A 19,030-nucleotide genomic window follows, 5' to 3' on the forward strand; every position below is an offset into this window, starting at 1 on the left:
TTTAATTTTGTTTAAGACCTACTCTGTCGATGTGAGTTTTCAACTTAACTTCTATACTGAGCTTGGAATACTGCTGCTCCCAGTCATGTTTGTCACGAACATGGGCTTTCCAGTAGGAGGGAGCATATGCACGAATATATTCACCCATGCCAAAGACATCGGAATGCGCTTGTTGAGTTTCTTTGATAAGGTGGTTGAAAATACCGATCACTCTCTTTTGAAAGATATCTTCAATTTTTTCTAAAGAACGGCTGGAAGCAATACTGATATCATTGCGTAAATGCTCGTCCAGAGCCGCTTCTAAAGAAAGGCTATAGGTGATATGAGGTTTGCCCTCTTTGAATTGAACTTTCACCCTCGTGAACCGGTCGTTGACTTTGAGCATCACCGGACCGAATTCATCAGCATAAAAAAGATCGGAGTATCCCCCGGGATTAATGCCCTTCATGGACATATATGCGCCAATCTCAATAGGAATCGTCGAACCGACCATCACTCCACCACTAAAGTAAGCTAGGCCTTTAATCATGATATTGTCTTCCTGATGTAAGGAGACGTAAGGCAGATAACCACTTTCGCCCCATTTGGATTCTGCTGACCAGAATACACCTATATAATCAGCAGGAAATTTCCCTGATGTCACTGCTTTTTCCATGGTGGAGAGGATGTAAAGGGTCGGCACTCGCTGCAGCGGAGGATTAATATTCATGAATCTGGCAGCTTCCCCTTCGGATACTAGCAGCCAGGTCCGGCGACGAACTTCTGGATTGCGACGCAAATAATCATTTAAGTCATCCATGCTTTTTCTTGCAATATCCTCACTAATAATAATCACTCGTAAATGAATCAGATAACGTGGATCGGAAATTTGCTGCTGTAAATTGTTCATGGCGTCATCTAATGTGTATCCATATACTTCTACGACCCATACTGGATTTTGATTCCCGCCTCCGCCTTCACTTCCACTGCCTGGTCCGAGTGGAACTCTTCCCGGAACCGCAATTTGGGCGGTTACACGAATTTGGGGAAGGTTAATATTTGCGCTTTTAAGATGAGTGGTTTGGTCATCATTTGTTTTGCTGTCTGGAGGGACGGAATCAATGGATAACCCTAGCACCAATGCACGATCTTCAATTTCGAGCTGGTCCCAGCAACCTGCGAGCAATCCAGACAGGAGTGAGAGAATAAAAATAAGAACTATACGCTTATAAATTTTTTTATTCATGAGAAATGGCTCCTTTATTTCGGATTAGAGAGACTATCCATAATAAAAGAGGATAGAAGGTCAAAAAAATCAAACCGATTATTGCTGTAATGCTAGCAAATGAATAGACCTGAAATATGTTTCTCGGCAAAAGTGAAAAAGTGAAGATAAGTGGAAGTAAGAAACTGGATAGTAGGCGGTGATCCTTGTGCCGCAGCACTTGTTGCAGAGAGTATGTGGCTAGGTAGTAGTTCGTAAAGATGGTAGTGAATATAGAAATCACCCAAATGATTATAAAAAGAGCATCAAACCGTTCTAATAGTCCTGCGCCGATGGATATGGAGCGAGCTGCTTCTAGGGTTGGATAGGAAAGTAATTTGGTTTCTTGAGCTCCAAACATGCCTAGAGTGACCCAAACGATCATTACATAAATGAATCCAATGATACCAAGCGCAATAGTGCCTGCTTTAAGGATCTGTTGAGGTTTTTTCATTAGAGGAACCAGCAGGATGATGACAAATGTGCCTTGATAAAGGCCAGCGGACGTAATCGTTCCTTTGGAAAAGCTTGAAAAGGTGGTGTGATTTCCGGTGAGGGGTAGCAAGTTCAGAACATCAACATTTCTCATAGCTACCAATATAATTGCGATAGCGGATAATAGAATAAAGGGTAAATAAAAAACATGTACATAAGTGAATTTTACAATATTTCTACGGATTGATAAGGCAACCAGTAGGAGCATTAAGAGAATTACTGCTTCGATGGGTGTCTTTTTAAAGACAACCGCAACACATACTTCTCCGAATTGGCGCATGGTGATTCCGGCAGAGAAAGCAAAAAACAAAGAAATAAGCATGGAGAAAATATCCGCGAGCCAAGTTCCGAGAAGGCGGCGGCTGAATATGAACAACGTTTCGTTCGGGAATTTTCGGCAGATAGCCGCTGTAAACCATAAACCCAAAAAAGCAACAGGTACCCCAGAAGCAGTTACGAGCGGTGCACCACTGTCTCCGGCTACAGCCATATAACGAGGAATACTTAAGATTCCTATTCCTATAATCGTACTGATGATTACAGCCATGACTTGGATCGTTGTTATGGGGCGGTTACTATTCATCAGCTTCACTTTTCTCCTTAAAAATCAGATCGGTATGCATTTTGGGGATATCCTTCGCAAGAAGATCAGGATCAGGTGTATTGAGAAAGCTTGGGCGACTTCGCATCCACCATAAAGGTACCCGAACGATACTATCCTTAAGGTCCTTCCATATCGTAGGCACAAAGGGTGTCATGTAGGGAACGCCAAAGGATTCCAGGAATAATAAGTGGTTAACAATAACAATAGTGCCAAGCATGACTCCGTACAGGCCAAAGCAGCCTGCCAATATGATCAATGGAAATCTAAGCATTCTTGAAGAGATAGCGGCATTGTAAGCGGGTGTGGCAAAAGACCCTATGGTCGTTATAGCAACAACAACTACGGTAGTGGGACTCGCCAGACCTGCTGCTACGGCTGCCTGACCAATGACAAGCACACCTACAATAGAAAGAGCCCCGCCAATCATTTGCGGTAAGCGAATGGTTGCTTCGCGTAGCACCTCCATGAAGACTTCCATAATCAGAACTTCCAATACGGCTGGAAAGGGTACGCCAGCTCTTGCACCAGTTATTGCTACGGCGAACTCTGTCGGCAGTAGCTCAGGATTGAAAGAGATAATGGATACATATAAGGCTGGAAAGAAAAGGGAAAATAATAATGCGATCAGGCGGATCATTCTTAGGAGGCTTCCTACAACAAAACGTTCCGTATAGTCATCCATCGTCTGAAAGAATTGATTGAAAAGTGCCGGGACGATGAGGCAGAAAGGTGAGCCGTCTACAAGGATGATGACTCGTCCTTCTAATAAAGAGGCTATAGATTTATCCGGACGTTCGGTTGGCTGAACCTGTGGAAACGGGGAAAGGGGATGATCCTCTATGAATTGCTCGATATACCCCGCATCAAGGATGCCGTCTACATTTATTGCTGATAATCTCTTCATCACCTTTTGAACTAGCCCTGGATCGGCTATTCCTTCGATATAACAAACAGCTACTTTTGAGCGCGTCCGTACGCCAAGAGGAGCGGTTACTACACGAAAATCCGGCGTTTGTAGCCGATAGCGAAGCAAAGAGATATTGGATTCTAAATTCTCTATAAACCCATCACGCGAACCGCGTATGACTTGTTCAGTTTGAGGTTGCTCAATGCTACGATGTTCAATTTTACGCAGATTGAAGTAAAGTGCCTGATCCATTTCATCTATGATTAGAACTACATTTCCCTCCAATAAGATGGAGGCTAGAGCATTTAGGTCCTTAGTACGGTTACCTTGTGTTACTTGTACCGTCGTACTCCAGATGTAATCAGGTAAATCCTTTAGATCTTTCGGAATTTCTGAGAGGTCGGAGGAAACATTCATTAATGGCTTTAAAACATAGTTCTGAATTTGATTCTGGTCCACCACGGAAGAAAAAAAGATAATAGCCGCATCATGTCTACCGTACACCTTGAAGTTACGGACTATAAGGTCGCTGTCTTCTCCAAAGACTTGTCGAATGAAGCTTATATTGCTCTTCAGGCTGGAATCCAGTGGCTTTACCGGACGATTGTCCTGGGCAGAGGACGCTTTGCGTGCAGGCTTTTGTTTAAAAGAGGTATATTTTTGTTTCCAATTTTGCACGGTCGCTCCACCTTTCTATGAAATCACGCTTATTAAAGCTTGGCTTAAAAGAAGATCTTTTATGTAAATATTTCAAAAGAAGAACAGGGTGGTGATAGTTAAGGAGTGTTGCTCAATACACCATTGACCGCTAAACTAAAGATAGAAACGCTTAAGGGGTTATGAGAGATATGATGATGCAAGCACCTACTATGGAACAGGCGCAGGCTGAGCTGCAAAAATATTACGGTTATCCAGATTTTCGGGATGGTCAGAAAAAGATTGTTCAGAACTTGCTGGAAGGTCGCGACACGCTGGGGATTCTTCCTACGGGAGGCGGGAAGTCGATCTGTTATCAGGTTCCTGCACTGTTGCTGCCGGGGCTGACATTGGTGATCTCACCATTGATCTCGCTGATGAAAGACCAGGTGGATGCGTTAACCACGGCAGGTATTCCGGCAGCTTTTATTAATAGCACATTAAGCGGAAAAGAAGTAAATGAGCGGATTCGGGCTGCCCGCAGGGGCGATTTGAAGCTGCTATATGTCGCGCCCGAAAGACTAGAGCTCGATTGGTTCCGTCTGGAGATGGCTGAGCTAGCGATTTCCTGTGTGGCTGTGGATGAGGCGCACTGTGTATCGCAGTGGGGACATGATTTCCGTACAAGCTATTTGTCGGTATCGCCTTTTGTGAACGAGCTGCCAGAACGGCCAATCTTGGCTGCATTTACAGCGACGGCAACGCCAGAGGTTATGGAGGATATGGTTCGGCTGCTACGTTTGCGGGAGCCAGGTATTTTCATGACTGGACTCGGAAGAGATAATCTAGCGATGTCTGTGCTACGTGGAGAGAATAAGCGGGAGTTCGTCATGGATTACACCGCAACGCATTCTCATCAGCCGGGTATTGTTTATGCGGCTACACGCAAAGAAGTGGATGATCTATATCAAAGGCTTCAGGCTTCAGGAATAGCGGCAGGCCGCTATCACGCAGGTATGAATGATCAGGAGCGGGCCGATAGCCAGGAAGGCTTCCTATATGACGATATCCGGGTCATGGTGGCCACGAATGCTTTTGGGATGGGGATTGATAAATCCAATGTCCGGTACGTAATTCATTATAATATGCCAAAAAATATGGAAGCTTATGTTCAGGAGGCTGGTCGTGCTGGTCGTGACGGTGAACCTAGTGAGTGTATCCTGCTCTTTAGTGCGCAGGATATTATGACACAGAAGTTCCTGATCGAGCAGAATCCGCAGGATACGGATCGCAAAGCTAACGAATATCGTAAGCTTCAGCAAATGATTGATTATTGTTATACTACCCGTTGTTTGCGGAGTGCCCAGCTGGACTATTTTGGTGAGGCACATGGGGACAAGCCATGCGGGATTTGCAGCTCGTGCACTGATGAGCGAGAGCTTGTAGATATGACCGTAGATGCGCAGAAGATATTCTCCTGCATCCACCGTATGCGGGAACGTTATGGAGTAGCGCTGGTGGCTTCTGTGCTTAAAGGTTCTCGCAATCAGAAGGTGATTCAGTATGGTTTTGATAAGCTGCCGACCCACGGTGCGATGTCGAGCCGGACGGAGAAGGAGATCTCGGAGAGCATCAATGTGCTTATCTCTGAAGGATATCTTGCTTTGTCTGAAGGACAATACCCAGTAGTGCGGCTCCAGCCTTTGGCTGCTGAGGTGCTACGAGGACAGCGTGAGGTCATGCAGCGAGTGGCGCGGCCATCACGAGCAGGCGCTGCATCCGGTACGCGAGTTCGTAGTCGTGGGCATGACCTGTCACCTTCGGCGGTTAATGAGACCGTCTTCGAGCAGCTTCGTCTGATTCGGCGAGAGCTGGCGGGCCGAGAGCATGTGCCATCTTATATTATTTTTAATGATGCGACGCTGCGTGAGATGAGTGTGGTTTGTCCGCAGACCGAAGCGGAAATGCTGAGAGTGAAGGGTGTTGGGGAAGTGAAATACCGGAAGTACGGTAAGGCCTTCCTAGAGTTTTTTCAAAATGAAATGTAGAAAAGGTCGTGTAGCATGAAAATCATCCTGTCCACATTAAACGCCAAATACATCCATACCTCACTGGCGATCCGATTGCTAAAAGCATACAGTGAGCATGAATTTAATGATATTCATTTGGCGGAATATACCATCAAAGATCCCGTGATGAATATCGTATCCGACTTGTTCCAGAAACGGCCAGATGTGATTGGCTTCTCCTGTTATATCTGGAATATCGAAGAGACACTCAAGCTGATCGGAATTCTTAAGCAAGTGATGCCTGAAGTTACGATTGTTCTTGGAGGTCCGGAAGTGTCTTATGAGCCGCTGCACTGGATGAAGAGAGAGGCTGGTATTGACTTTATCGTCAACGGAGATGGAGAAGAGACCTTTCATCATCTGCTGCAGGAGCTGAGAGACGACCGTAAATTTCACTTTGTGTACGGAGCAGCTTATCGTAAGGGGGAGGAGATCATTGTAAATCCACCTCGTCCCAAAAGCGATCTAAATACGCTGCCGACACCGCATCGTTTTCCCGAGGATATTCCCGATTTGAGCAAACGTATTGTTTATTTTGAGACAAGCCGTGGGTGCCCGTTTAACTGTCAATTTTGTTTATCCAGTATCGAGGTAGGCGTACGTTACTATGATATTGAACGAGTGAAGTCTGATTTACTTTACTTAATTGAAAATGGTGCCAAAATCATTAAATTCTTGGACCGCACCTTCAATATTAACCGCAATTATGCGATGGAAATGTTTCAATTCCTGATCGATAATCATCAAGGCTGTGTGTTCCAGTTTGAAATCACAGCAGATATCATGCGGCCAGAAGTTCTGGATTTCCTGTCGAACAATGCGCCTCCTGGAGTCTTTAGATTTGAGATTGGTGTACAGTCTACGAATGATGAGACGAACGAGCTCGTTAAACGCCGCCAGAATTTCAAGAAGCTCTCTCGTACAGTAATGAAGATTAAGGAAAGTCGCAATATCGATCAGCATCTAGATTTGATCGCTGGGCTTCCAATGGAGGATTACACCACCTTCCGCAAAACCTTTAATGATGTATTCGTTATGGAGCCAGAAGAGCTGCAGCTTGGATTCCTCAAAATGCTTCGCGGGACGGGGTTGCGTGCACAGGCGGCAAAATATGAGTATACGTATATGGAGCATGCCCCTTACGAAATTCTTAGCAGTCATATGATGAGCTTCTCGGATATTATCCGTCTGAAGCGCCTTGAGGATGTACTGGAGAAATACTGGAACAGCCACCGGATGGACCATACGGCCAAATACTTGATCCGTCACGTGTTCGATTCACCATTCGATTTCTTTCAGGAGTTCGGTGACTATTGGGAGGAGAGAGGCTGGCAAAAAATTGGGCATCAGCTAGAAGATCTCTTTATCCGCTTGCAGTCCTTCTTGATAGATCGTGGGACACCGTCTATGGATATTATTACTGGGCTAATGAAGCTTGATTATTTCCTGGGACACAAGTATAAGCCTCGCAAAATCTGGTGGGATTTTGTGCTGGATAAGTCAGATTGGTCGAGCTACTTGAAGGATATCGCTGCGAATCCGGGTCAAATCTCTGCCCAGTTGGCAGAAGCCGGACTCAACGAAAGAGAGCTGCAAAAATATACGGTGCTTGAAGTGCTACCGTTCTCGCTAGAAGCGGTGCTGGAATCCATCAGTGGTCTACGAGCGGATGGGGGCTCAGAGGAAGTGGAAGCGGACAATGCTAACGAAGGGGCTGTACCTTCTGCAGAGTCGCTATTACAGGGAGTCACAAATAGCGGTTTGGAAGAGCTTGTCCAAACCACAAGCACGGCTGTAGCCGTAGCTGAATCACCTTCCGTTCGAGAAGGTCGCACACTGCTAATCGTAATGTATCAGCAGAACGAGAGCCAACGCGCTCAGTACTATACGCTGCCTTTGTAATATTGCGATTGTGTTTGGAGGAAAGACCGTTCCCTTGGGGGCGGTCTATTTGGTTTTACGCGCGAGTGTCATCTGAGCCCATAAGTGGTGGATAATGGTGATGACTTAGAGCATACTTAACGCGATCGGACCCAGATAACCTAGTGTTATCGGACCCAGAGAACTTAGCGTTATCGGATCCAGATGCCTTAGCGTTATCGCACCCAGAGGACCTTAAAAGCGAGAATCCACCACATTTGCGATGTTTTCGGACTGCATAGTCGCTATTAGCACGAAAACCAGTGAAAATGAGCTACTTTCGAAGGAATAGCTGCACTGGAGTCCGAAATCAAGCTCGAAAGGCTAAAAATGAGCAAATAGCTGCATCTGGGTCCGAAAGTGGTGGGAATGGTGATGATTGGCCACAAGAGTCATCTGAGTCCGAAAGTAGTGGAGAGTGTTGATGACTCAGTGCTATCGGACCCGGAGGGCTCTAAAAGCGAGAATTCCCCACATTTGTTCAACTAACGGACTCGATAGTCGCTATTAGCACAAAAACCAGTGGAAATAAGCTACTTTCGAAGGAATAACTGCACTGGAGTCCGAAATCGAGCTCCAAAGGCTAAAAATAAGCAAATAGCTGCACTGGAGTCCGAAAGTGAGGGAAGAAAGCGATGACTCAGTGCTATCGGACCCAGAGGACCTTAAAAGCGAGATTCTCTCACATTTGCGATGTATACGGACTGCATATTCGCTATTAGCACGAAAACCAGTAAAAATGAGCTACTTTCGAAGGAATAGCTGCACTGGAGTCCGAAATCCAGCTCCAAAGGCTAAAAATGAGCAAATAGCTGCATCTGAGTCCGAAAGTAGTCGAGGAAAGTAGTCGAGAAAAGTAGTGGAGGAAGGTGATGATTGGCCACAAGAGTCATCTGAGCCCGAAAACGATGGGGATGTAATGGTTGGTCAAAAGCGTCACATGAGTCCGAAAGCAGAGTGGAAGGAGCTAGGAGTAAGTAAGCTACTCACAACCCAAAACGAAGAGCAGCGATCCCCCAATAACGGGAGGATCGCTGCTCTTCTGTCTCAAATAATCCGAAAAACCTTCGGTTTTTCTCTTAAGCTGTAGTCGTAGCCTCATAAGGGAGATGCTGTTCTAACCAGTTAAGCACATCAGTTGTAACCTCATCTCGATTTACCTCATTTAGCATTTCATGCCTGCCTCCTGGATAAAGTCGATACTCAACGTCTGACACTCCCCGTTTCTTATATAGCTCAGCAAGACGGGGAATACCTTGACCGCTCATCCCTACAGGGTCTTTATCTCCACCAAATATATAAATGGGCTTACTTATACATAATGTGCTAAGTGATTCCTCGGAGTGGATCTCTCTTAGGAGGTGGAAGAAACCTCGGAAAAAGCGTGTCGTACAAATGGCTCCGCAGAATGGATCGGCAATATACTTATCAACTTCCGCTTCATCGCTGCTCAGCCAGTCATATGCAGTTCTTACAGGAGAAAAAGCACGGTTGTAACTGCCGAATACTAAGCTGTTCAGTAGTACACTTCGGTGATGTTCACCCTTTAACTTGAGCTGTGCACTAGCCAGAGATTCTCCAAGGCGCAGCATACCGCGAGGACCATTTGTACCGCTTAGGATAAATCCTTCATAGATTTCGTTACCCTCTTCACACATCAGCTTTTGAGCCAGAAAGGAACCCATACTATGAGAGAATAGAAAGATGGGCTTACCTTCATGTTTGGAGAGTGCTTTGGCTGCTACCTGGAGCAGATTGCGCCGCATCCAATAGAATCCGTCCTCCCCAACATCGCCGAGCAGATTAACTTGACCAGCAGTTTTACCATGTCCCCGGTGGTCATTGGCATATACTGCATAACCTACTCCGGTTAATGCTTCCGCAAAACGAGCGTAACGGACAGCCGTTTCACACATTCCGTGAGAAATTTGCACAATTCCCTTAACTGGCACATCGGATTCAGGTAACCATTCATAGACATGGATATTTACACCTATGGGATCCGTTAGGGTAAAGCTGTTTTCCTTCATGGTCCATTCCTCCTAAAGGTTCTCGACTTATGGTAAATAAGAGCGAAGCACAGTAGAATGACCTTCGATAGCGTAACGGCCGAGGTTGGAAGGAATCAGGTAGCATTCTCCTGCAGCATAAGGCTGGGAGCCGCCATCCCAAGTAAGATGTCCGCTGCCTTCACAGATCACTAGAATAGTGAAGCTGTCTTTCGTAGTGGTGAGGCCCCATGAACCATTTACGATTCCTTTTTCTACGATAAAATATGGCGAAGCGGCAAGCTGCAGCCACTCTCCAGGGATTGCGTGATCTGTCTTCATCGAAGTAGCACCGGCGCCTTCATAGGCTGTAACGTTAAGTGAATCTTCGATATGAAGTTCGCGTGGTTTTCCGTCCAGGCCTGGACGGTTATAGTCATAAATGCGGTATGTAGTGTCGGAATTTTGCTGGATCTCTGCTACAACGACACCAGCGCAAAGCGCATGAACGGTTCCGGCTGGGATATAGAAGGAGTCTCCTGCGGAGACAGATACTTCTTGAAGACTATCCATAACAGTGCCATTCTCCAGTGCTTCGCGCAATGTTTCACGATCCACGCCATCTTTAAGACCATAGATGATCTTAGCCCCTGGCTTAGCGTCTAACACGTACCACATCTCTGTTTTGCCCAGTTCACCTTGTGGCAATCCCTCATAATCATCTGTAGGGTGGACTTGAATGGAAAGATTGTCGTTGCAATCCAGCAATTTGATTAGTAGAGGGAATCTTCCGCCCGCTTCTGAAATCCCTTTGCTTCCGAACCATTCATGGCCGAATTGCTCACGAATTTGATCTAAGCCTTGACCGGCTAACTCTCCGTTTACCACCGAAGATGTACCATTTGCGTGATCGGCGATCATCCAGCCTTCACCAATATGTCCTTCTGGCAAATCTAGCCCGAATTTCTCCAGCGCGCGGCCACCCCAGACACGTTCTTTAAACTCCGGTTGAAATTTCAATGGATATGGTTGTGTCATTAGTACATCTTCCTTCCAAATATAAGTTGGTTTGATTGCTTACAGTTTAAGAGGGAATTCCTTTTTTCTTCTCGAGCGCAATCATATAAGGCGAATCCGTACGCTGCAGCTGGCGATAAATGATGCTCTGCGCTACCTTTGGGGAAACAGTCGCTGCCCACGATTCAACAGCAGCGGCTTCAAGATCTCCACCTGCGTGACCTGGATACAGTACAGCTGTAATGATCCCGCCTGGACGCAGTAGCTGGAGTGAAGCTTCCAAGGCTGAAATGGAGCTGTCCGGCTGAGTAATGATATTCTTGTCGGCATCTCCTGAAGGCAAGTAGCCCAGATTGAACATTACAGCTCCAACGGTGCCATGCCAGATCGCTGGAACGGCTTCAGCCATTTCGGCGTGACTACGTTCCAGCAAGGTGACGGCAGCGAGCGAGGGAGCATCCTCCCGTGCAAGCCGTAGACGTTCTTCTGCCAGCTTAAGCGCAGCAGCTTGGATGTCGAAGCCATAGACTTCTCCACGGATTCCGGTTGTTTTGGCTAGAAAAAGCGTATCAGCACCTGTACCCACAGTGGCATCAATCGCACGGTCACCTAAAGTTAGCCGCTCAGAGATTAATTTATGAGCAAAGCTTAAAACGGACATAAAGCCCATTAGCTCTTCCTCCAATACTTACCCTGCCAAGTATCACGAGCAACAAGCTCAGCGTCAATGGCATTTAGCACTTCCCATTTCTTGAGACTCCACATCGGTCCAATTAATAGATCTCGAGGCGCGTCTCCAGTCAAGCGATGCACAATCATTTCAGGGGGCAAAATTTCGAGTGAATCGGCAATCAGCTTCACATACTCGTCCTGTTCCATGAATCGTAGCAATCCAGCTTCGTATTGCTTCACCATTGGTGTTTTACGCATGAGATGCAGAAGGTGAATCTTAATTCCTTGCACATCCATGCGAGCTACAGCAGATACCGTTTCGAGCATCATTTCATGTGTCTCCTGCGGGAGACCGTGAATGATATGGGTGCAGACACGAATACCGTGTCGCCGCAGCTTCTCAACAGCCTCCACATAACATTGGCTATCGTGAGCCCGATTAATAAGTTCTGAAGTGGAGTCGTGTATAGTTTGAAGACCCATCTCTACCCACAGATACGTGCGCTCGTTTAGCTCCGCTAAATATTCGACCACATCATCTGGCAAACAGTCAGGCCGTGTAGCAATAGATAGTCCAACGACACCTGGCTGCTGCAAGATCACTTCGAAATATTCTCTGAGCTCTTCGACCGGAGCGTACGTATTGGTATAGGCCTGAAAGTATCCGATGTATTTAGCGTTGGGCCATTTTAGATGCTGTTTGTCACGGATATTATTAAATTGGGTAACAAGATCATCTCGGCGACTTCCTGCAAAATCACCAGAACCTCTGGCGCTGCAAAAAGTGCAACCACCTTTAGCGACGGAGCCGTCACGGTTGGGACAAGTAAAGCCTGCATCAAGCATAACTTTGAAAACTTTGGTGTTCATGTGTTCACGCATTTCATAATTCCAGGTATGAAAACGTTTATCTCCCCAAAGCTGCGGAGGAGTAGTGTATTGAAGATTAGACACGAGGAGCTCCTTTCTGAAAATATAAACATGGATAAGTATCCTTATCCTTATATTTTTCTGAGACGGTTGGCATCCTTATAAATGAGAACACACAGCCGTTTCTTTATAATCCAATACATTGTATCAAAAAACAGAGCTCGGCGTAACATTCACTCCCGGTACTGGCATGAAAAATAGGCCGAAAGTAAGGCGCTTTCAACTTGAAAATGCTTACATAGTATGTTATATTCAGAGTGTGAAAAGCTGCTGTGGCTTAAAGAAATTCAGCCCGGAGTTCATAATTTCGTGTCGTCCGATCCATAATAATAACCGTGAGGTGATAGCAATGAATTCTCAAACGGTATATGCTGAGGGTAAAGATTCGATTGAAGTCCACTTAACGCCAGATGAAGCCCTTGCACTAACAGGTGTGGAATTTAACGGCAATCCTAAGATCAAGACAGCTGCACAGCGTAAAATTCGTAGTGCATTCGAAAAAAAGACATTTGCCACAAGCTCAAACACAAAGTAGATCCTAATCTACCGGACAAGAATGAGCCTTAATTCCAAATATACACAACGAAGGAATTCCTCTGGATAGCTCATTTAAGAGCTGAACCAGAGAATTCCTTTTTCTTTTTTACCCCAATCCCTTTACTTTTCGGGACAATTTCGGCACAATATTGCAAGTGACAGTTATCGTATAAGAGATAATCGGAGGAATACCTATGCGTTTACGCGGAAGAAAAGGAATACGTGAAAGTTTGGAAGAACAGACCGATCTAGTCATTCTAGACCCTCGGAGTTATAAAGGTGAGTGGTCCAAGCTGTTCGGGAATGATCATCCGATCCATGTGGAGTTCGGAATGGGCAAGGGACAGTTTATCAGCCAAATGAGCTTCAAATATCCCGATATTAATTTTATCGGCGTTGATATGTATGATGAGCTGATCCGCCGTGCTGGAGATAAGGCTAGAGCAGTATGGGAGCCGGCAGGTCATGAGACGCCGCCTAACCTGAAATTGGCACTCGCCAATATTGATTATGCAGAGGAAGTATTTGTTCCAGGTGAGCTGGAACGAATTTATCTTAACTTCAGTGATCCGTGGCCTAAGAGTAAGCATGCTCGACGTCGTTTGACACACCCGCGTTTTCTTGACAAATATCGCGGGCTGCTAAGCGACTTAGGTGAAATTCATCTAAAAACAGATTCCCGAAGCCTATTTGAATTCTCATTAAATGCATTTGCGGATTTTGGTTTACAGATGAAAAATATCTCTTTAGACCTACATGCGGACGGCATTATAAATGAGGATCATATTATGACGGAATACGAGACGAAATTTGTCGGACGTGGCGTGAATATCCATCGTTGCGAGGCCATTGTAGGTGCGGAAGCGCTCAAGCAGTATCAAGCTACCCGTTTGGACAAATATCGGTTGTAGTTACAAAGCACTGCTCCAAAAGACGTGCTTCAATAATAAAGCGGTAGCCTCCAAGTGGTTTGATATGCTCCCCATATGGTAGACAGGCGAAATAAAAAAAGCCTGCTACTGTGAGGGGAGCTTATTCATGTCTAGAGGGAAATATAACGCTTTGGAGAAACTCACCATCCTCGAAGAGGTATCGAATGGGGAGATTGGTTTTTTAGCAGCTGCGATGAAATATGGGATTAACAAGACGACTTTAATGAAATGGCAACGTCGATATAAGACACATGGATATGAAGGGCTAGAGCGCCGTACACATCTTCAAAGGTACAGTGCTGAACTGAAGCTCCAGGCGGTGAAGGACTATCTTGATGGGGGCTTGTCTCAGTATCAGATCATCGATAAATACAAGATTGCTAGTACGAGGCAGCTCTTCAATTGGATTAACAAGTATAATGGTCATAGCAGCTTAACAGCCTACAAAGGGGAAAGAAAAGCTATGACAAAAGGGCGAACTACGACTTGGCAAGAACGGATCGAAATCGTTCAGTATTGTCTGAGCAATCAACATGATTACCAAAAGACAGCTGGACAGTTTCAGGTCTCCTATCAGCAAGTATACCAATGGGTGAAGAAGTTTGAAGGTGGCGGCCAGGACGCGTTAAAGGATGGTCGAGGAAGAAAGAAAGCCCCAGAAGAGTTAACGGCGGCCGACCAACAGAAACTCAAGATGAAGCAAATGGAGTACGAAATTGAACGACTTCGGGCGGAAAATGCATTTTTAAAAAAGTTAGAGGAACTAGAAAGAAGGCGACGCTAAATCAAACACGGCAGGAAACGATCTACCTTGCCATTCAAGAACTTCAAAAGGACGTGTCAGCAAGCATTCAACGGCTATGCGAAATTGCAGGAATTGCACGCTCAAGCTATTACAAATGGCTAAATCGCAAGCCCAGCCCTCGTGAGCAGGAGAATGAGCAGTTGATCCAGGTAATGATGACCATCTATGAGAAAGTGGAGCGCACTTTTGGGTACCGTCAATTAACTCTGCATATGCGCAGACAAACCGGAAAAACCATTAACCACAAGCGCGTAAAGCGGCTAATGAAGGTCCTGGGAATTCAGTCCGTTATTCGGAGGAAGAGGAAAAAGTATGCCAATGCTACTCCACAACAGGTCGCGGAAAACGTCCTAAACCGCAACTTCCATGCGGATACGCCGAATGAAAAGTGGCTCACCGATGTAACGGAATTCAAGTATGGCAACGACCAGAAAGCGTATTTAAGCGCTATTCTCGATCTCCATGATAAATCCATCGTCTCTTATGTATTAGGGCGTTCCAATAACAATCCACTTGTATTCCAAACGTTGAAACTCGCCTTACAAGAAGCCCCAGAAAGCAGCCCATTGCTTCATAGCGATAGAGGCTATCAGTACACTTCACTGGGCTTTAAGAAGCTTCTGGATGGCAACAAAATGGTTCAGAGTATGTCCCGAGTTGGGCGATGCATCGATAACGGTCCAATGGAATCCTTCTGGGGGACCTTAAAATGTGAGAAGTATTATTTGCACAAGTACCATACCTTTGAAGAGCTTAAAAGGGACATTGAGGCCTACATTCACTTTTACAATTACGAACGGTTACAAGCAAAATTAAACGGCCGTAGTCCGATGGAATTTAGGACCAAGGCCGTTTAACGATTTTGATTATTTGTACTGTCTACTTGACGGGGTGCAGTTCAGTTTTGAGGCTGCCGCTTTTTTAAAATTAACTATTCCAATAATTCGATAATGCTCTGAGCACATTGCAATGGGTGGTAGCGGGCGATTTCCTCAAGATGAAGTTTTCGCTTATTTTGCACATCCTCGTAGTTGTTTAAGAGACGTTCCATCCACATTACAACTACGTCTAAAGACTCTATCGGCTCTCCGAAACCTGCTGCGGTAAAATAGCGGCAATTTTCCTCCTCCTGCCCGGGCAGAGGGTTATAGAAAAGCATCGGTATTCCTTTTGCGAGCCCTTCACTGCAGGTCATTCCACCCGGCTTCGTGACGAGCAGATCGGACACCTCCATCAGCTTGTCGATCTCACGCGTAAAGCCGATCAAGGAAATATTAGGATGATTATAACGCGGGTCTTCTTTCATTTCCTGCAGCAGCTCTTCATTCTTGCCGAGACAGAAAACAATCTGAATCTTCTCACGCCATTCCGCCAGACAGGCATTTACAACCTGATCGTTCATGATCCCCCAGCCGCCGCCCATGACTAGTACTGTTGGCATATCCTTGAGATTGAATTGCTGTCGAATCTCCTGTTTTCCAGGATGCTGCCAAAAGTTAGGATGTACGGGTATCCCTGTAACCTGAATTTTCGCAGCAGGAATATTTCGCATACGCAATTTGGATTCAACCTCTGGTGTTGATACCAGATAACGGTCTACCTCAGGACTGATCCAGCTGGCATGTGCGTCATAATCCGTTATAACAGTTACGAGTGGCACCTTTAGGGTAGGATCCACTCTCTTAAGACGAGATACTACAGCACCCGGAATGAAGTGTGTGCAGACAATAACGTCAGGTTTCAACTGCATGACAACATTTTTGGTATGCGTATAAAATATACGATGCAGGGCAAGCGTGGTAAGACGATTAAATGATTTCTGGTGACGGTAGACGTAACCCATCAGTTTTGGCTGAGTCGTTACCGTCTTACGGTAAGCGGACAGAATAATGGGTGCCATTTTGGGATTTAGGAAATTCCCAAGTTCTAGCACCTTCGTTTGTAAATTAGGTGACAGTTGGCGCAAACTGCTCGACAGCGCATAAGCTGCTTGAGTATGTCCTGCGCCAAAGCCTTCTGAGAGTATTAAAATTCTTTTTTTTTGCAATTTTGATTCACCTATTCTCAAAGGTTTTCCCGGTATAACCATATATATTTCAGATCCATAAGGCTATGGTGCCCGCTGCAACACTGGTTCCGATCACTAAGCCTGCAAAGACATCAGATGGATAATGTAATCCCAGATAAATGCGTGAAAACCCGACAATACAGGCCAGCGGCAGCAGAATAACGGTCAAGGCAGGAAAGGCTACCATATATGGGACCGTTGAAGCAAAGATAGCTGTAGTATGACCAGAAGGAAAAGAATGATCCTTTAATGGATTACGAAATGTGTTTGTATCCGGTAACGCCAGATAAGGCCGCATGCGTGGATACAGTTTTTTGGCAACAGCAACGGGCAAATGGCTAACAGCTAGAGCCGTCATTGCTTGCAGGCTAGCGGTTCTCCATGGCTGAGGAGCAAATGCCCATATCAGTATGTTGATAACAATTGTGCTTGTAGCTCCACCCAAATGAGTGAGATAGAAGAGCCAAAAGTTCAGAAAACGATTATGCATTCGTCCGTTGATCCACTTAAAAAGGTGCCGCTCCCAGAGATGTAGCTTCATGAATAAATGTCTCATATCTTGTCCCTCCGCCAGTCGGCTACCGATAACAGGTGCTTATGAGCAGTCCGTTCTTTAGCATTAGATCTGTCTTAATCATACTTTTTAAAGGTAGTCCATTTCAAGGAAAAGCTCAGTTTTGCTAGAAATTTGCTAGTTTTGACTTAGAGCCGCTAACGCCGTACAATGATTCAAGCGGACTAAACATGTTTAAAAGGGTAAGAGATAAATAAGGATCCGAAATAATGGAATCCATACAATTCTTTTAAACAGCATATATAAAAATTGTGAAGTCTGCCGAGAATAAGAATACTCTTGGTCTATAATTAGGGGATGCAACAAAAGGGTCAGAAGGAACGTCAAGCAAGCTAGAGAGAAAAAAAGAACACCGAGAGTGAAAAAAGGGGGCATCAAAAGGTCATGACAGACGCACTGTTTGTTACGCTCCAAGTGATCTTGGCAGCAATCGCAGTTTATCAGTTTACCTTTTCGTTATTTGGTTTGCACAAGAAAAAGACAAAGACAACGTTTAAGCCAGAAAAAACATTTGCAGTACTTGTTGCCGCACATAACGAGGAAGAAGTCGTCGGCGCGTTAATGGAGAACCTGAAGCAGCTTAACTATCCTTCAGAACTGTTTGACGTATTTGTAATTTGTGACAATTGTACAGATGGTACAGCTCGCATCGTTAGAGAGCACGGAATGAACGCTTGTGTCCGCACTAACCCGAATCTGCGTGGTAAAGGTTATGCCATTGAATGGATGCTCAAGGAGCTTTGGGGCATGCAGCGTCAATATGACGCAGTCGTAATGTTTGATGCCGATAATCTGGCACATACTGAGTTCCTAATGGAGATGAATAATGATCTTTGTTCGGGAGCACGTGTTATTCAAGGTTATATTGACACCAAGAATCCAGAAGATTCCTGGATTACTGCAGCGTATGGTGTGTCGTACTGGTATATTAACCGTTTGTGGCAACTTTCACGCCATAATTTGAATATGGCGAACTTCCTTGGCGGAACAGGAATGTGTTTCGAGACTGCTCTTCTTAAAGAGATGGGCTGGGGAGCTACAAGTTTGGTCGAGGATCTAGAGTTTACGATGCGCAGTGCATCTCATGGTGTGTATCCTAAGTTCAACTATGACGCAAAGGTATTTGATGAGAAGCCTCTAACTTTCAAGGCCTCTTCAAGACAGCGTCTGCGCTGGATGCAAGGACACTTCACTGTAGCTCGTCGTTATTTTTTCCCATTACTTTGGCAAAGTATTAAAGAACGCAGCTTAACGAAGTTTGACCTTGCGCTTTACGGAGCAAATGTGTACATTGTTTTGCTCACCTTCTTGATGACGGCCGTAATGTGGGTGGATATGGCTCTCTTTAACGGTCCGAATATCGCTAATATTTACGGCAGCTTGCCAGTCTGGCTCGGTTTCCTTGCGATCGGCTTGAATCTGGTAACCTTTGGGATTGCGATGGCTTTGGAGAAGGTTAAATTTAAGAAGGTGTACGCTTATCTAGTGTTCTTCCCAATTTACCTGATCTCTTGGTATCCTATTACGTTCTATGCGTTCTTCACGCAGAACAACAAGCAATGGAGCCATACCAAGCATACGCGTGTCGTAAGACTTGAAGAAGTGCAAAGCAAGCAGGTATAAGACATCTAAA

16 protein-coding genes are annotated in these 19,030 nt (G+C 45.3%); 7 read left to right on the plus strand and 9 right to left on the minus strand.

The window, feature by feature from the left end; genetic code table 11:
- Nucleotide 1: 1 nt before the first annotated feature.
- Genes QNH28_RS06425 through QNH28_RS06435 form a run of 3 tightly spaced genes read right to left on the minus strand, consistent with a single transcriptional unit; the run spans nt 2 to nt 3,927 of the window.
- On the minus strand, nt 2-1,225 hold the full coding sequence (locus QNH28_RS06425; RefSeq protein WP_283910652.1) for a Ger(x)C family spore germination protein: 1,224 nt from the start codon (nt 1,223-1,225) through the stop codon (nt 2-4).
- Complete coding sequence (locus tag QNH28_RS06430; RefSeq protein WP_283910653.1) at nt 1,218-2,321, minus strand: GerAB/ArcD/ProY family transporter; 1,104 nt, start codon at nt 2,319-2,321, stop codon at nt 1,218-1,220. The genes QNH28_RS06425 and QNH28_RS06430 overlap by 8 nt, the downstream gene beginning before the upstream one ends.
- On the minus strand, nt 2,314-3,927 hold the full coding sequence (locus QNH28_RS06435; RefSeq protein ID WP_283910654.1) for a spore germination protein: 1,614 nt from the start codon (nt 3,925-3,927) through the stop codon (nt 2,314-2,316). Before QNH28_RS06435 ends, QNH28_RS06430 begins: the two co-directional genes overlap by 8 nt.
- A 170-nt stretch (nt 3,928-4,097) precedes the next feature.
- On the opposite strand from QNH28_RS06435, the gene recQ reads away from it, so the two are divergent.
- Both recQ and QNH28_RS06445 read left to right on the plus strand, forming a co-directional pair.
- Nucleotides 4,098-5,933, plus strand: coding sequence for a DNA helicase RecQ (gene recQ, locus QNH28_RS06440; protein ID WP_283910655.1), 1,836 nt, complete (start codon nt 4,098-4,100; stop codon nt 5,931-5,933).
- Nucleotides 5,934-5,948: 15 nt separating this feature from the next.
- On the plus strand, nt 5,949-7,856 hold the full coding sequence (locus QNH28_RS06445) for a B12-binding domain-containing radical SAM protein (protein ID WP_283910656.1): 1,908 nt from the start codon (nt 5,949-5,951) through the stop codon (nt 7,854-7,856).
- Nucleotides 7,857-8,953: 1,097 nt separating this feature from the next.
- Here the strand turns inward: QNH28_RS06445 and QNH28_RS06450 are convergent.
- Genes QNH28_RS06450 through mnmL form a run of 4 tightly spaced genes read right to left on the minus strand, consistent with a single transcriptional unit; the run spans nt 8,954 to nt 12,505 of the window.
- Entirely contained in the window at nt 8,954-9,904 is a 951-nt protein-coding gene (locus tag QNH28_RS06450; protein WP_283910657.1) for an alpha/beta fold hydrolase, read from the minus strand.
- Between the two features lie 27 nt (nt 9,905-9,931).
- Nucleotides 9,932-10,900: a type I phosphomannose isomerase catalytic subunit gene (locus QNH28_RS06455; RefSeq protein WP_283910658.1), complete on the minus strand. Its 969-nt coding sequence runs from the start codon at nt 10,898-10,900 to the stop codon at nt 9,932-9,934.
- 46 nt (nt 10,901-10,946) lie between these two features.
- Nucleotides 10,947-11,549 carry a tRNA 5-(aminomethyl)-2-thiouridylate-methyltransferase MnmM gene (gene mnmM, locus QNH28_RS06460; protein ID WP_283910659.1) on the minus strand — a complete coding sequence of 201 codons (603 nt, stop codon included), beginning with the start codon at nt 11,547-11,549 and terminating at the stop codon, nt 10,947-10,949.
- The gene (gene mnmL / locus QNH28_RS06465; protein ID WP_283910660.1) at nt 11,549-12,505 is read right to left on the minus strand and encodes a tRNA modification radical SAM protein MnmL/YtqA; all 957 of its coding nucleotides are present in this window, start codon (nt 12,503-12,505) and stop codon (nt 11,549-11,551) included. Before mnmL ends, mnmM begins: the two co-directional genes overlap by 1 nt.
- Nucleotides 12,506-12,830: 325 nt before the next feature.
- Between mnmL and QNH28_RS06470 the strand changes: the two genes are divergently transcribed.
- The 4 genes from QNH28_RS06470 (at nt 12,831) to QNH28_RS06485 (ending at nt 15,612) form a co-directional block, all read left to right on the plus strand.
- On the plus strand, nt 12,831-13,016 hold the full coding sequence (locus tag QNH28_RS06470; protein ID WP_283910661.1) for a hypothetical protein: 186 nt from the start codon (nt 12,831-12,833) through the stop codon (nt 13,014-13,016).
- Nucleotides 13,017-13,212: 196 nt separating this feature from the next.
- Nucleotides 13,213-13,929 carry a tRNA (guanosine(46)-N7)-methyltransferase TrmB gene (trmB, locus tag QNH28_RS06475; RefSeq protein ID WP_283910662.1) on the plus strand — a complete coding sequence of 239 codons (717 nt, stop codon included), beginning with the start codon at nt 13,213-13,215 and terminating at the stop codon, nt 13,927-13,929.
- A 127-nt stretch (nt 13,930-14,056) separates the two neighbouring features.
- Nucleotides 14,057-14,734, plus strand: a complete 678-nt coding sequence (locus QNH28_RS06480) for a helix-turn-helix domain-containing protein (RefSeq protein WP_283910663.1) — start codon at nt 14,057-14,059, stop codon at nt 14,732-14,734.
- Nucleotides 14,692-15,612, plus strand: a complete 921-nt coding sequence (locus QNH28_RS06485) for an IS3 family transposase (protein ID WP_283912067.1) — start codon at nt 14,692-14,694, stop codon at nt 15,610-15,612. Before QNH28_RS06480 ends, QNH28_RS06485 begins: the two co-directional genes overlap by 43 nt.
- 74 nt (nt 15,613-15,686) lie before the next feature.
- On the opposite strand, the gene QNH28_RS06490 is transcribed toward QNH28_RS06485, so the two are convergent.
- Together QNH28_RS06490 and QNH28_RS06495 are read right to left on the minus strand one after the other, a co-directional pair.
- Nucleotides 15,687-16,802, minus strand: a complete 1,116-nt coding sequence (locus QNH28_RS06490; protein ID WP_283910664.1) for an MGDG synthase family glycosyltransferase — start codon at nt 16,800-16,802, stop codon at nt 15,687-15,689.
- A 49-nt stretch (nt 16,803-16,851) separates the two neighbouring features.
- Complete coding sequence (locus QNH28_RS06495) at nt 16,852-17,379, minus strand: phosphatase PAP2 family protein (RefSeq protein WP_042185706.1); 528 nt, start codon at nt 17,377-17,379, stop codon at nt 16,852-16,854.
- A gap of 402 nt (nt 17,380-17,781) precedes the next feature.
- Here QNH28_RS06495 and QNH28_RS06500 point away from each other — a divergent pair, with 402 nt between their 5' ends.
- Nucleotides 17,782-19,020, plus strand: coding sequence for a glycosyltransferase family 2 protein (locus QNH28_RS06500; protein ID WP_283910665.1), 1,239 nt, complete (start codon nt 17,782-17,784; stop codon nt 19,018-19,020).
- The last annotated feature ends 10 nt before the right edge of the window (nt 19,021-19,030 follow it).

Origin of the sequence: Paenibacillus sp. G2S3, assembly GCF_030123105.1 — a bacterium.
GTDB lineage: Bacteria > Bacillota > Bacilli > Paenibacillales > Paenibacillaceae > Paenibacillus_AQ.